This window comes from Cupriavidus sp. GW823-FHT07A04 (assembly GCF_058794615.1).
The window spans coordinates 24,406-36,821 of sequence record NZ_JBXAHA010000016.1 but is presented as its reverse complement, the minus strand read 5'-3'; the positions used below and the strand labels follow the sequence as shown (position 1 = coordinate 36,821).

General features: G+C 65.8%; 12 protein-coding genes (1 of these 12 running past the window's edge). 5 read left to right on the top strand and 7 right to left on the bottom strand.

The window, feature by feature from the left end; translation table 11 throughout:
- From AC1Q7Q_RS26035 to AC1Q7Q_RS26025, 3 genes are all read right to left on the bottom strand, one after another.
- A protein-coding gene (locus tag AC1Q7Q_RS26035; RefSeq protein ID WP_492387234.1) for an efflux transporter outer membrane subunit crosses the window boundary here: on the bottom strand, positions 1 to 1,515 show its 5' portion. Its footprint begins 99 nt before the window's first position; only the first 1,515 of its 1,614 coding nucleotides appear in the window; the start codon lies at positions 1,513 to 1,515; the stop codon falls past the left edge of the window.
- Between the two features lie 39 nt (positions 1,516 to 1,554).
- Complete coding sequence (locus AC1Q7Q_RS26030; RefSeq protein ID WP_492370623.1) at positions 1,555 to 1,992, bottom strand: MarR family winged helix-turn-helix transcriptional regulator; 438 nt, start codon at positions 1,990 to 1,992, stop codon at positions 1,555 to 1,557.
- Positions 1,993 to 2,131: 139 nt separating this feature from the next.
- Positions 2,132 to 2,998, bottom strand: coding sequence for an AraC family transcriptional regulator (locus tag AC1Q7Q_RS26025; protein WP_492370622.1), 867 nt, complete (start codon positions 2,996 to 2,998; stop codon positions 2,132 to 2,134).
- A 114-nt stretch (positions 2,999 to 3,112) separates the two neighbouring features.
- Here AC1Q7Q_RS26025 and AC1Q7Q_RS26020 point away from each other — a divergent pair, with 114 nt between their 5' ends.
- Positions 3,113 to 3,598 carry a hypothetical protein gene (locus AC1Q7Q_RS26020; protein ID WP_492370621.1) on the top strand — a complete coding sequence of 162 codons (486 nt, stop codon included), beginning with the start codon at positions 3,113 to 3,115 and terminating at the stop codon, positions 3,596 to 3,598.
- Positions 3,599 to 3,647: 49 nt separating this feature from the next.
- Positions 3,648 to 4,889 carry an FAD-dependent oxidoreductase gene (locus AC1Q7Q_RS26015; protein WP_492370803.1) on the top strand — a complete coding sequence of 414 codons (1,242 nt, stop codon included), beginning with the start codon at positions 3,648 to 3,650 and terminating at the stop codon, positions 4,887 to 4,889.
- Positions 4,890 to 5,071: 182 nt separating this feature from the next.
- On the opposite strand, the gene AC1Q7Q_RS26010 is transcribed toward AC1Q7Q_RS26015, so the two are convergent.
- Positions 5,072 to 5,395, bottom strand: a complete 324-nt coding sequence (locus tag AC1Q7Q_RS26010; RefSeq protein ID WP_150985789.1) for a hypothetical protein — start codon at positions 5,393 to 5,395, stop codon at positions 5,072 to 5,074.
- Positions 5,396 to 6,064: 669 nt separating this feature from the next.
- On the opposite strand from AC1Q7Q_RS26010, the gene AC1Q7Q_RS26005 reads away from it, so the two are divergent.
- Positions 6,065 to 6,427, top strand: a complete 363-nt coding sequence (locus AC1Q7Q_RS26005; protein ID WP_492370620.1) for a copper resistance protein CopQ — start codon at positions 6,065 to 6,067, stop codon at positions 6,425 to 6,427.
- A gap of 310 nt (positions 6,428 to 6,737) precedes the next feature.
- Complete coding sequence (locus tag AC1Q7Q_RS26000) at positions 6,738 to 7,304, top strand: TetR/AcrR family transcriptional regulator (protein ID WP_492370619.1); 567 nt, start codon at positions 6,738 to 6,740, stop codon at positions 7,302 to 7,304.
- Between the two features lie 127 nt (positions 7,305 to 7,431).
- Here AC1Q7Q_RS26000 and AC1Q7Q_RS25995 read toward each other — a convergent pair whose 3' ends face one another.
- Both AC1Q7Q_RS25995 and fliD read right to left on the bottom strand, forming a co-directional pair.
- The gene (locus AC1Q7Q_RS25995) at positions 7,432 to 9,138 is read right to left on the bottom strand and encodes an MBL fold metallo-hydrolase (protein ID WP_492370618.1); all 1,707 of its coding nucleotides are present in this window, start codon (positions 9,136 to 9,138) and stop codon (positions 7,432 to 7,434) included.
- A 141-nt stretch (positions 9,139 to 9,279) separates the two neighbouring features.
- Positions 9,280 to 10,716, bottom strand: a complete 1,437-nt coding sequence (gene fliD / locus AC1Q7Q_RS25990) for a flagellar filament capping protein FliD (RefSeq protein WP_492370617.1) — start codon at positions 10,714 to 10,716, stop codon at positions 9,280 to 9,282.
- A gap of 607 nt (positions 10,717 to 11,323) precedes the next feature.
- On the opposite strand from fliD, the gene AC1Q7Q_RS25985 reads away from it, so the two are divergent.
- Positions 11,324 to 11,587, top strand: a complete 264-nt coding sequence (locus AC1Q7Q_RS25985; protein ID WP_492370616.1) for a hypothetical protein — start codon at positions 11,324 to 11,326, stop codon at positions 11,585 to 11,587.
- Between the two features lie 135 nt (positions 11,588 to 11,722).
- Here AC1Q7Q_RS25985 and AC1Q7Q_RS25980 read toward each other — a convergent pair whose 3' ends face one another.
- The gene (locus AC1Q7Q_RS25980; RefSeq protein WP_492370615.1) at positions 11,723 to 12,187 is read right to left on the bottom strand and encodes a DUF4126 domain-containing protein; all 465 of its coding nucleotides are present in this window, start codon (positions 12,185 to 12,187) and stop codon (positions 11,723 to 11,725) included.
- Positions 12,188 to 12,416: the final 229 nt, after the last annotated feature.

Sequence of the window (12,416 nt, the reverse complement as noted above, 5' to 3'; positions counted from 1 at the left end):
TTTGGGTCTCCTTGGTGCGGTGGTGGGGAGGGTGGGTGGCGGGGCGCCCGCGCTGTGGGGCCCCACGCCGGGCGTATCCGTGTAGCCGCCGCCAAGAGACGCCGCCAGCGCGATCTGGCGGTCGCGGCGCGTCATGCGCAGCTGGGCCACCGCCTGGGTGCGGGCCAGCGCGCTGGTTTCCGCGTTCAGCACGGTGAGCTGGGTCGTCAGGCCCTGGCGATATTGCGCAAGGGCCAGGTCGCGCGCACGGCGGCTGTTCTGCTCGGCGCGCAGTGCATCAACCAGTTGCGCATCGATCGTGCGGATCTGGGCCAGTTGCGTCGCCACGTCGGTCAGGGCGCCGATCAGCGTTTGGTTGTAGTTCGCCACCGCCAGGTCGAATTCCGCGTAGCGGCCCTTCAACTGCGCGCGCAGCGCGCCGGCATCGAAGATCGGCAGGTGAATGGCCGGGCCGGCGCTGGCGGTGCGGCTGGCGGCGGTGAGAAAGCGGCCAAAGCCAAAGGCATCCAGGCCAATCGCGGCGCTCAGGTTGATGTCGGGGTAGAAGCTGGCCTTGGCCACCTTGATGTCGTGGGTGCTGGCATCCACGCGCCACCGTGCGGCAACGATGTCGGGGCGGCGCGAGACCAGGTCGGCCGGGAGGTTGTCCGGCAGGCGCACGGCATCGCCGGGGCTCAGCGTGGGCCGCGCGAGGGCCAGCCCGCGGTCCGGGCCGCGGCCAAGCAAGGCGCCCAGCTGGTAGCGGGCATTGAGGATGGCGCCATTGAGTGCCGTGACCACCGCGTTGCTGGCGTCGAGGTTGGCGTCGGCGGTGCGTTGTTCCACTTCGGTGTCCAGGCCGGAGGCGGCGCGGGCGCGGGTAATGCGGGCCAGCGCGCTGCGCTGGCTGACTTCGTCCTGGGCGATGTCGAGCAGGGCGTACAGGCGGGCCAGTTCGTTATAGGCGCGGGCCACGGCCGAGCTGACGGACAGGCGGACCTGTTCCGATTCCGCCTCGGCGGCGCGGCGGGCGGAGACCGACGAGGCCAGCGCTTCGCGGTTCTTGCCCCACAGGTCGAGTTCATAGGCGGCGCTGATCACGCCACGGTTTTCGGTCTGCCAGGAACCCGCGACTGGCGGCGGCACCATGGCCGTGGCCGAGTACTGCTGGCGCGTCAAGGCGTAACCGGCATCCACGCGCGGCAAGGTGTTGGCATTGGCGCCTTCGCTGTAGGCAGCGGCGGCGGCCAGGCGAGCCTTGGCCATGTCGATCGACGGGCTGCCTTCGAGCGCCTCGGCAATCAGCGCGCGCAGCTGCGCGTCGCCGAACTGGGCGGCCCAGTCGGCCGCGGGCCAGTGGCCTTGCTCGGGGGGCAGGCTGGCGGTGGTTTCCAGCGCGGTGGGCTCGGCGACGTGCTTGTCGCTGGAGATGCCCGCGTAGCTGGCGCAGCCGGCCAGCCAGGCGCTGAGCAGCAGGGGCAGGACCTTGGCGGAGCGCAGGGCGCGGCCAGTCGTTCGAGAAGTCTGCGTTTTCATTTTCTGATTTGTCAGATAAATGGTTAAAAAAAGACGCGCTCAGGCGGCCGAGAATTTGTCGAGCAGGCGCAACAATTCGTTGAACTCGCTCTTGCTGAAATCCTTGAGGCGCGCATTGAGCACCTCGGGGGCGATCTCCGGGATCTGGTCGGCAACGCTGTGGCCCTTGGCGGTGAGCTCCAGGTTCACCACGCGGCGGTCATCCACGCTGCGCGAGCGGGTCAAGAGGCCCTTGTGCTCCAGCTTGTCGAGGATGCGGGTCATCAGGCCTGTGTCGATCACCAGCAGCTTGCTCAGCTCGAACGGGGTGGTGGCCGTGCCGCGCGACAGCGACAGCAGGATGCCCATCTGCTGGGCGGTGATATCCAGCTCCTTCAGGGCCGCGTCCATCTCCATCAGCACAAGATTGCGGGCCTTGTTGAGATAAAAACCGACGCTATCCGTCAGGTTGAAAGTCCCTTTCGTGTAGTGCTTCATGGCTGCCTCCCGTCTTCCGTCTGCTGGCTGGATAATATTTGATAAGTCAGATAAATTCAAGGTCAGAATCTACATTGTTTAGCGCGTGCGGAGAAGGCGGCCCGCAGGTTACCAATGCGCCGCTTCCCGGCACGGATGGCTACGCATGCACCTCGCGGCTGGCGAAATACCGGGCCGGAGAATCGCCAAACGCACGGCGGAACATGGCGATGAAGTTGCTTGGCGTGGCGTAGCCCAGCGCCTGCGCAACCTCGCCCACGGCCTCGCCGCGCGCGAGCCGCTCCAGCGCCAGGGTGAGGCGCGCCTGCTGCCGCCAGTTGGCAAAACTCAGGCCGGTCTCGCCCAGGAACAGGCGGGACAGCGTGCGGGCAGACAAGCCGGCCCAGGCCGCCCATTCCACCAGGCTGCGGTGATCGTCGGGCTGCGCCAGGATGGCGTCGCTGATGCGGCAGGCACGCCGGTCGCTGGGCAGCGGCAGGTGCAGGGGTTGTTGTGGCGCCTGCCGGATCTCATCGAGCAGCACGGCGATGATCCGCTCCTGTGCGGCGTCCAGCGTGAACGGCGAAGGCCACGACGCAGCGCGGCTGATCAGCGCGCGCATGACATCGCTGGTCCCTACCACGCAGGGCATGCCGGGCAGGTCTTGTGCCGCGGCGGGCGCGATCCACACATTCCAGCCGCTCAGCACGCCGCTGATCGTGACCCGATGCATTTCTCCCGGCGGCATCCAGCCAGCCCGCTGAGCGGGCAGCAGCCAGGAGCCGCGCCGCGTGCGGACATGTACCAGGCCGTTGTCGATGCAGAACAGCTGGCCGCGCACGTGGCTGTGCCAGCCCAGTTCACGCGTACCGAGCCGGAACTCGTTGTCCGCCTTGTCGGCGCCGCGCATGGCAATCAGGGCAGGGCCGTCCGGCTGTTCGCTGGTGTCGGCAAAGGCGGCCAGCAGGCTTTCCGTTTCCGCCGTCACGCGGGCTGAGGACGCAGGATGGGATGGATGCGACGACATGGCTGAAACTCATTATTTTTAGGCAGGATAACGATATCGAGTCTACCCGAATCCGCCGGATACTTGCTCCCAAGGCGCTGCCATCCACACTTCCCCGCGCCGCAGGAGATCCATATGCAGACTGCAATCCCCGCCGTACCGGCAATCCCGGCCATATCCGCAAGACCCAGCTTCCAGATTTACGACGCCAGCCGCTTTCCCATCGTGATCGGCCGCACGCCGGCCATGCAGCCGGGCTATGCAATCCAGTGGCGCGAGGAGATGACCGCGCTGGTCGAGCAGGGCCGGCCCTTCGTCCTGATCCATGATCAGCGGCCAGCGGAGGAAACGCATGAGGACCGCAAGCAGCGCGCCTTGTGGCTGAAACAGTACAAGGCGCCGCTCGGCGCGGTATGCAAGGCGCTGGTCCACATCGAGCCCGACCCGGTCAAGCGGGCCGCGCTCAGGGCCCAGGCGTTGCTTGCCGTCAAGGCCTTCGGCATTCCCATGGCGATTTGCGCCACCATGGCCGACGCGCTTTCGCTGGCCGCGCGGGCGCTGAACGAGACCACGCCGGATGCGTCCGCGGATGCGCAGGCACCCCGGGCAGCCGCGCGTTGAGCGCTGTACAACCACCGTCATGGCCCAAACCGCGACATTCTCCGTGCCTATGAAACCACTGCACATCACCATCGTCGGCGCCGGCCTGGGAGGCTTATGCCTGGCGCAAGGGCTCAAGCAGCGCGGCATCGCCTTCGATGTCTATGAGCGCGACACCGCACTGGCCAGCCGTACGCAGGGCTACCGCATCCGGATCGACCACGCTGGCCAAGAGGCCTTGAAGGGTTGCCTGCCGGCGGCTTTGTTCAGCGTGTTCCAGTCGACCAGCGCCATCCCCAACGCTGGCGTCAACATAGTCGACACCGGGCTCGAGGCTGTCAGCGGCAGGTGGGTGGAGGCGTGGCGGCGTGGCCGGGGCGATGCGTCCGCCGCAGCGGAAGTGGAAGCAGAAGCGGAAGCGGAAGCGGAAGACCTGAGCGTGAACCGCCAGACGCTGCGCGAAGTCCTGATGCATGGCATCGAGGACCGGGTGCATTTCGGCAAGGTATTTGTGCGTTACCGCGAGGACGGAGACGCTCGCGTGCAAACGGGCTTCTCCGATGGTTCATCCACTGTATCGGACCTGCTCGTCGCGGCGGATGGCGTTAATTCAAGGGTGCGCCGGCGGCGCCTGCCGGGCGCGGCACCGGCCGATACCGGGTTTGCCTGCCTCTATGGCAAGACCTATCCCACGCCTGCCACGCTGGTGCGGCTATCCGGCTTGCTGCCGGCCAGGACGTCGATCGTCTTTGGCGATGGCCTGGCCGTCATCATCGATCCGATGCGGTTCCGCCCGCCGCCCGCGGGGTACCGCCTGAGCATGCCTGGCGACTACCTCTACTGGGCCATCGTCGGCGCGCGCGAAACCCTTGGCATCGGCTGGGAAGCCGGAGACGCGTTGCAACAGGACGCGCTTGCCGCGCGCCTCGAACGCATCTCGGCTGGGTGGCATGCCGGGCTGTGCCCGCTGTTCCAGCTGAGCGATCGAGCCTCGCTGGCCATGGTGCCCGTCAGGGCGGCAGATGTGCCCGCTGCCTGGCCAAGCAGTGCTGTCACGGTGTTGGGAGACGCCATCCATGCCATGAGCCCGGCCGGCGGCCTGGGGGCAAACACGGCGCTGCACGATGCGCTCCTGCTATCGCGGCAGCTGGGCGAGGCCGCCGCCGGCCGCCGCTCGCTGCGGGCGGCCATTGGCGGCTACGAAACAGCGATGCGGGAATACAGCGCGCGCGCCATCCTGGCGTCGCAGCGCGGGACAGAGGTGTTGCTGGGCGCCAGCGGCCGGCAAGCGGAGCGGGTCCTGGCCGGCTAGGCGTGGTGATCTGGGAAGGCGGTGACGCGACCTGGCGCACACAAGCGCACCCAGCGCGGCCAAGCGAAGGGGCCGCGCGCGGTTGCCGCCGCAAAGATCCGAACCCGGGGCGCTATTGCCCGGGAGCGAGCATTGCCACGCGGCGGCGCGGCACGTGGGTGGCCGCGCCTTTCAGCTGCTCGCTACTTCGATTTCGCGCCGTCCGTGTATGGGTCGGCCTTGCCGGCCTTGGCGCCATCCGTATAGGGATCAGCCTTGCCGGCCTTGGCTCCGTCCGTATAGGGATCGGGCTTGCCTTGCGTGGCATTCAGGTCCATTTGCGTGGATTGCTTCGCACCATCCGTGTACGGATCGAACTTGCCGGTTTTCGCCCCATCTGTATAGGGATCGGCCTTGCCGGCCTTGGCCCCGTCGGTGTACGGGTCGAACTTCTTCTGCTGGCCATAGCTCAGGCCTGAAGCCGTTGCGGCGGCGACAAGTAACGTCAACGTGAGTACTCTGCGCATCTCTTGCTCCGGTGGTAAGGAGGTGGTCGCCTGTGGTTCAGCGAGGGTGCGCCCGGTCACAGGCCGGCCGGAATAGCTGGCATCTGCGCCACGCCAGGCAAGCTGGGGCGGTAACCTCGATGGGCCAGCGGGGCACGCTAGTGAAGGCAGGCCAGGGCGCATGAGAGCTCGTCCCCGCCTGCCTATGCTGCGTCCCGCACAGTTCATCCTAGGAGTGAATCCAGGGAGGCCGTAGTAAAACGTTGTAAATCCTTGTTGCGCTTTTTCCTTTCGGCCGCGCCCTTTCCCGGAGTGCGAAACGTGTGCAGCGGCCGGTGCCTTCCCCGATTTTTCTGGCTTTCCCGGCTTTCCCAGCCTTTCTTCGAGCGTATCGCCACGGTCCATGTGCGCTTTGCGCTGTATCCTGGACTTCTGGTCTCCGATCTAAAAAACCCCTTGACTATCTATCTACCAGTAGATAATATTTAACACATGGAAGCCGCTGCTCCGCCCCAGCAAGAAAAGCTGCAGCAGGAAAGAGGATCCAGCGCATCACCCGGGGAATTCCCGTTTTTTTTGGCCAGCTCATCTATCTACTAGTAGATAACAGGCGAAGGAAGCGAAGGGTTCCAAAGCGTACCGATTCGATTCCGCCCAAGCGCGGGTCCTCAAATGCAAATGGAGAACATCATGACCTCGAACCTCTTCGCCAAGACCCTGATCACCGCCGCCGCCCTTGCTGCTGCTTTCGTTGCCGGCACTGCCCAGGCTTCGGGCCCGAAGGACAGCACGTTCTCGGGTGACAAGTACGGCTACGTGTTCCGCACCACCACGCCCGACGCCTTCACCGACGGCGCGCGCAGCGGCAAGTTCGACCCGTTCACCGAAGGCGCACGCGTTGGCAAGGCTGACCCGTACACGGATGGTGCCCGCGTGGTAGCCGGCCTGGATCGCAGCGGCGTCTCCGCCAGCCCGGCCCGCAGCGTTGACGCTTACACCGATGGCGCGCGTGGCGGCAAGTTCGACGTGTTCAGCGAAGGCGCCAATGCCTGAGCGCGGCATGGGCATCCCGGCGATCGCCGCACGGATGCCCGATAGCGGTTGGGAAACAGAGTGAGCGTGAAATAGAGTAGGGGTGCATCATGAACTTACGGGACAGCTTCCTTATCCTGGCCGGCTGGGTGGTTCTCTGTGTCGCCAGTGGCTCTGCAATCACCGTGGTGGCGCAAGTGCTCCCGGCGTGAGCCGACATAGGGCGGTGATAAGCGCAATTGAGGCGTAACTTAGGCCAACTAAGCCGGCTTGTTGCGACTGCACACGAAATTGGCTTGAGGATCTATCGATAGATAGATAAGATCACGCTATGAAAACGCAATCCGTACGCGAACAACTGCTCGAACACACGTTGGTGCTTATCCGCCGGCGCGGTTTCAATGGTTTCAGCTATCGCGACCTGGCCGAGCTGGTCGGCGTGAAGACGTCGAGCATCCATTATTACTTCCCCGCCAAGGACGACCTGGTGCTGGAGGCGGTGAAGGAATACAGCGCCCGCATCTCCGAGCGGCTGCGTAGCGTGGATGCTTCGCTTCCCCCTGCCGCGCAAGCCGAGGGCTACCTAAACTTCCTGCGTACCGCGGCATGCGGCGACCAGATCTGCCTCGCGGGCATGTTGTCCACCGAGACGCTGTGCCTGCCGGAGTCGGTTCACGCCGAGCTCAAGGCGTTCTACCGCATGAACGAGAACTGGCTGATGGGGCTGATCGAGCGCGCGCAGAAGGAATACGGCAAGGTCTACCCGGTGACGGCTCGCGCGCTGGCGCAGGTGATCTACGGCGCGCTGCAGAACGGCCTGATCGTTGCGCGGCTGTTTGGGGCGCCTGAGCGGCTGGAGTCCGCCGCGGACCTGCTGATGGCTTCGGTATCCGAGTAATACGTACAAGACGTATAAGACGTATCAAATATCCGGGAAGTATCGGACGAGATGGCAGCCCGCTGCTGGCACATGAAAAAGCCGACCTGTCGAGGTCGGCTTTTTGTTTGCATCTGAGCGCCGCGTTTCAACCTGCTGCGTGCTTGGGCACCTGCCACGTCTCGTCGGACTCCTGCACGCGGCCGTCCTCCACCAGCTTGAGCAGGTGCGCCAGCAGCGAGCGCTTTGCCACCGGGAGCATGCGCTCCGGCACGTCGTCGTAGACGCGCAGGAGCAGGGCGTCGATGCCGGTCTCGCCAAGCTCCCGTAGCCCGTTGAGCACCTTTGCCTCACGCTGCATGCGATGGCGGATCAAGGTGCGGATGGCATCCACGGGCCGGGGCATCAGGAAGCCGTGGCCGGGCGCGAGCCATTCCAGGTCTTCGTCCTGCAACGCGGCCAGCGAGGCCAGGTACGCGCGCATGTCACCGTCGGGCGGATTGATGACGACGGTGGATCCCTGCATCACGTGGTCGCCGGTGAACAGGGTCTTTTCTTCCTCGAGCAGGAAGCAAAGATGATTGGATGCATGGCCCGGCGTGTGGACGACACGCAGCGTGCAGCCTTCGCCCAGCGCCAGGCGCTCGCCGTGCGCCAGGATGCGCTCGGGCTGGAAGGTCTGGTCCTGGCGTGGCGTCTGCGGCGCGGGGCGGCCCAGCACCGGCGCGCCGGTGGCGGCCTTGAGCCTGGATGCCGCCGGCGAGTGGTCGATGTGGGTGTGGGTGGCCAGGATCCAGCGGATCGGGCCTGGCGCGGCCGCCAGCACGGCGGCCACATGGGCTTCGTCGTCGGGGCCCGGATCGATCACGGCCCATTCGTTGCGCGCCGGATCGCCCACGAAATACGTATTGGTGCCGGGCCCGGTCATCACGCTGCCATTGCCGGCGGTGACGCGCCAGATGCGCTCGGACAGGCGTACCGCGGCGCCGGTCGCCAGCTCATAGCGCGCATGGCCCTGGCCTTGCGGGTCGATGCGCTCGATCTCGGCATAGGCGGGCTCGCTGGGCAGCACGGGCCGCAGGCCACCGCCGCCTTGGGCCAGGCGCGGCATGATGCGCGCAATGTCGCGCAGCTGCGCCGCGTGGTCAAAGCAGGCCTGAGCAGTGTCGAAGCGGGCAATCGACGCTAGCGTGCGCCGCGTGACGGCCACCAGCTTCAGGCCGCGCGCCGGATCGATGGCATCGCTCGGGCGTATCCAGAGATGCTCCACGGCCTCGTCGCCATCGTGCGTGGCGGACTGGCCGGCGGGCGCCACGGCCACGAAAAAACGCGTGTCGAAGCGCTTGGGCAAGCCGGGTGGCGTCAGCCAGTGGCTGTGATACGCCAGGCGGTCCACAGCCAGGCGCACGCCAAGGCGCTCGCAGAGCTGCGCCATGCCCGGCCCACCGCTGCGCGCGGATTGCCGCAGCCATGCCTGCTGCGTGGCATCCAGCGTGTCCAGCGCGATCAGCTTGCCGCTGGCATCGCTCGCGAACAGCAGGCCGGCTTCCTCGAAACACTCGCGCACGGCTGCCAGGTAGAAATCCAGGCCGCCGTCAGGCAGCTTGAGACGGGTGCTGGCCGCGGCATCGTCCAGGCCGGCGCTGGCGTCGTGCAGGGTCTTGTCTTGGGGGTCGAGCGTGCCGCCGGGAAAGACGAAGGCGCCGCTGCTGCGGTCGTCGTCGCGCTCGGGGCGACGCACCAGCAGCACTTCCATGCCGGCCGCGCCATCGCGCACTACCAGGATGCTTGCGGCTTGACGCAGCGAGGGGGATCGTAAAGGAGGGGTGTTTCCGCTCTGTTCTTGTTCGCGCATATGGGGCGGTTCCTGATGGACTGGCTAGGATCAGGCGACAGTGTAGCGGCATCGCACGGTTATGCCACCAAGGGAAAGCGAGGACGGTAAGCCGTTAGCGGGGCCGTCCCGCACTTGCGGGCAGGACGGCTGCGGTGCTGATTACTGCTGGTTGGACGTTGTTTTGTTCATCGCTGCGAATTGCTGCGTGAGGTAGGTTTTGGTGGAGTTCATCCGGGTCATCATCAGGTCAAGCTGCTGGAACTGCGCGCGATAGCGTGCCATCGTGGCGTCGATCCCCGCGGAGGTGCGGGTGTAGGCGCTGTCGAGGTCCTTCAGGTTGGTGTTGAGGCCTTCGGTGGCCGTCGTCAGCGCGCCCTTTGTGGCACTGAACGATTTCACCATTTCCGTCAGTTGATTGCCATAGCCGGACTTGCCGTCGGCACCGCTGAACAGCTGCGCCACGCCGGTCCGGTTGGTGGCGAGCGCCTTGTTCAGCTTGGCGGTGTCGAGCCCCATGGAGCCGTCGGCCTTGAACGAGATCCCGATCTGGGTCAGGTTGACCAGGCTGGAATCGCTGGTGGCGGTCTGCGGCGCGTTGAACACGGAGCGCAACTGGTTCTGGATCGTGCGCAGCGTAGCATCGCCCAGCAGCGGCGACTGCGTGCCCTTGTTGCTCTTGTCGAAGGCGGACAGCTTCGCGGCGGTGCTTTGCAGCGTGTTGTAGGCCGTGACAAAGCTCTGTACGGCGGTAGCCATCGTCCCGGTGTCGGTGACGGCGGTCACCGTGCTATCGCCCTTGCTCAGCAGGTTCAGCGTCAGGCCCGGCGCGGCGCCTTGCACCGAGTTGGTCGGGCTGCTCACGTCGATGCCGTTGATGTTCAGCTTGGCATCGAGGGCCTCGATGTTCTGCTTCATCGCCTTGGTGCCGGCCGGGTCATACGCCAGCAAGCCGGCAATGGTGCTGGGGTCGCCGGCGCCGTTGCTGTCCACGGAGATGCGCATGCTGGACTTGGCGCCCGTGGTGTTGGACGTCAGTACCATGCGGTACGGCGTGCTGCCGCCATCGTTGACGATGCTGGCGGTTACGCCCGAGTTGGATGCATTGATCGCATCGCGGATGCCGGCCAGCGTATTGTTGGTGCCGTTGATGTTGATCGAGGCAGGCTTGGCGGTGCCGGGCGTGAAGACGGCGCCCTCGGTGGTGCCGAATTCGATCGTGATCTTGGCGCTGCCCAGCAACTGGCCCGTGCTGTCGGTGATGCCATTGGACACCAGCGTTTGCGACTGCGCCAGCTGCGACACCTTGACGGCATAGCTGCCCGCCAAGGCGGACTTGTCGGCCACGACGCCCAGCACGCCGGTATTGCTGGAGGTGGTGGTGCTGCTGTTGTACAGGCTCGCCGAGCCGAGCGCGCTGGCGGCATTCTGGAACGAAGCCAGCGCGCCTTGCAGCAGACCATAAGCGGAGAGCTTGGTGGTGTGGACGGTGGCCTTCTTGGTCAGGGCAGTGAGCTTGGTCTCTTCCGCCTTTTGCAGATTGTCCAGCAAGGTGCTCAGGTCCAGCTGGGACCCGACTCCTATCGAGGAAATAGCCATGGTTGCAATCCCTTAATTGCATGTTGGAGGAGGCCGGCCCGCCGAAGCGGCCCGGCTGGTCAGGAGAGCCAGTTGCGCGCGGATGATACGGCCGGCACGCAGGGCTTCCTCGGGCGAGGTACTGATCGATGGCGTCGCCATAAGCGTGCGCTGTATTGCGACAAGCCGCTGGTTCCTGGCAGGAAATCCGGTGCCAGTGGCCTGGCTGTCGCGTCGCCCTTGATGTTGTCGACACGAGGGTAGATACGGATACGCCGGGACAGCCGTGGGACGCCACTGGCCATTAAGATGCTGCTGATTTCACCCCGGCTCGCTGATCTGTCGGCTGTGGGCGCCGATCTTGTCCTCGTTTCGCGCTGAAGATGTGCGCATCGACCGAAAACCAGGGGGTAATCCCGATCGTGTGCTTCACTCTTCACGCTCAAGATCGTAGCGGCGTGGGCCTGGGGCCAATTGAGTGAATAAGGGGTGAAAGTCCGCGCATATCGTTTGGGTCGGCGCCGCCCACGGCGTGTCGCCAGCCGCAGCGAAACCCATCGCCGGGCCTGCAAAAAAATGCACTGCGGGACCGTCAATTTGCCATTAAGTTTGAGAGGGAGATGCCGATATGGACCGCAAGGGTTTGCTCGACGCAGCGGCGGTACTGGAAGACCTGGCGGCCGGCCAGCAGCCTGACCCGGCGCGCCTGGCGGCTGGCGCGCAGGCGCTGGAGGCCATGCACGCCGACCACCCCTCATGGCGCGACATGACCGACGCCGCCTTTGGCCTGCAGGCGCTGGCCGCGGGTGGCGCGCTTGGCCTGGACGCGAAGGGGCGCGCACGCGCGGCCCGCCTGGCGGAGGTCGTGCGCAGCCTGGTCGATCCGTTGTAGGACCAGCTGGCGGCGGTGCCTAAGAGGCCGTTTCAAGATGAAGCGAAGCGGTTCTGGCCAGGCGCGCGGCCGCAGACAGTACAAGCGGATCGGCCAAGGCCGCGCGACGACGCCAGCATCGTTTTGAAATGGCCTCTAAGCCAGCGACAGGACGATGACCGCCGCGCCAATGACGGCAACCAGGTCCTCGATGACCGCCGCCGGCAGGTCCCTGCCGAATATCGCCGCAAGGCGCGCGCGCATAGCCGCGCCGCCGAGCGTGCCGATCACCGCGCCCACGGCGCCAAGAACGCCGCCTCCCACCAGCATGCCGCCACCCGCGCCGATCGTGGCCCCGCACAGCGCCCCCGAGAGAATGCGCGCGCCGAACTGCGGCGGCACCTTGCGGCTCGGCGTGCCGGGCAGCTTGTCGGTGATGAGCTCCACTGCGGCCAGCACGCTGAAGACCCATGGCGTGAACCGATAGCCCATGAAGGCAAGCCAGCTGCCCGACAGATCCAGCAAGCCCGCGTGGACCGCCCAGCTGACGGCGGCAGGCGCCGTCATGGCGCGCAGGCCAGCCACGATGCCGATAAAAAGCGAGAGCACGTACAGGGTCATGGCGTCTGTCCTCAATCAAGGCTGACAACGGTGGCATGGCTGTGACGCGGTGAGCTTAAGGCCGGGCCGTGCGTGGGCACGTGCGCTAACCCACATGGCGAGTATGCCAGCGGCGCATGGCGAAGCAAGCGCCCGAGCAAGAAGACGCGGGCTCGCCGGGGACTTGAGTTGCATCTTCCCTAGGTGCCTCGGCATCGGGAAAACCATTATTTGATATGGAATCAAAAAA

Excerpts from the sequence above, each read along its gene's own strand:
- AC1Q7Q_RS26030 (WP_492370623.1), bottom strand. The coding sequence starts at position 1,992 with ATGAAGCACTACACGAAAGGGACTTTCAACCTGACGGATAGCGTCGGT.
- AC1Q7Q_RS26025 (WP_492370622.1), bottom strand. The coding sequence starts at position 2,998 with ATGTCGTCGCATCCATCCCATCCTGCGTCCTCAGCCCGCGTGACGGCG.
- AC1Q7Q_RS26020 (WP_492370621.1), top strand. The coding sequence starts at position 3,113 with ATGCAGACTGCAATCCCCGCCGTACCGGCAATCCCGGCCATATCCGCA.
- AC1Q7Q_RS26015 (WP_492370803.1), top strand. The coding sequence starts at position 3,648 with ATGAAACCACTGCACATCACCATCGTCGGCGCCGGCCTGGGAGGCTTA.
- AC1Q7Q_RS26010 (WP_150985789.1), bottom strand. The coding sequence starts at position 5,395 with ATGCGCAGAGTACTCACGTTGACGTTACTTGTCGCCGCCGCAACGGCT.
- AC1Q7Q_RS26005 (WP_492370620.1), top strand. The coding sequence starts at position 6,065 with ATGACCTCGAACCTCTTCGCCAAGACCCTGATCACCGCCGCCGCCCTT.
- AC1Q7Q_RS26000 (WP_492370619.1), top strand. The coding sequence starts at position 6,738 with ATGAAAACGCAATCCGTACGCGAACAACTGCTCGAACACACGTTGGTG.
- AC1Q7Q_RS25995 (WP_492370618.1), bottom strand. The coding sequence starts at position 9,138 with ATGCGCGAACAAGAACAGAGCGGAAACACCCCTCCTTTACGATCCCCC.
- fliD (WP_492370617.1), bottom strand. The coding sequence starts at position 10,716 with ATGGCTATTTCCTCGATAGGAGTCGGGTCCCAGCTGGACCTGAGCACC.
- AC1Q7Q_RS25985 (WP_492370616.1), top strand. The coding sequence starts at position 11,324 with ATGGACCGCAAGGGTTTGCTCGACGCAGCGGCGGTACTGGAAGACCTG.
- AC1Q7Q_RS25980 (WP_492370615.1), bottom strand. The coding sequence starts at position 12,187 with ATGACCCTGTACGTGCTCTCGCTTTTTATCGGCATCGTGGCTGGCCTG.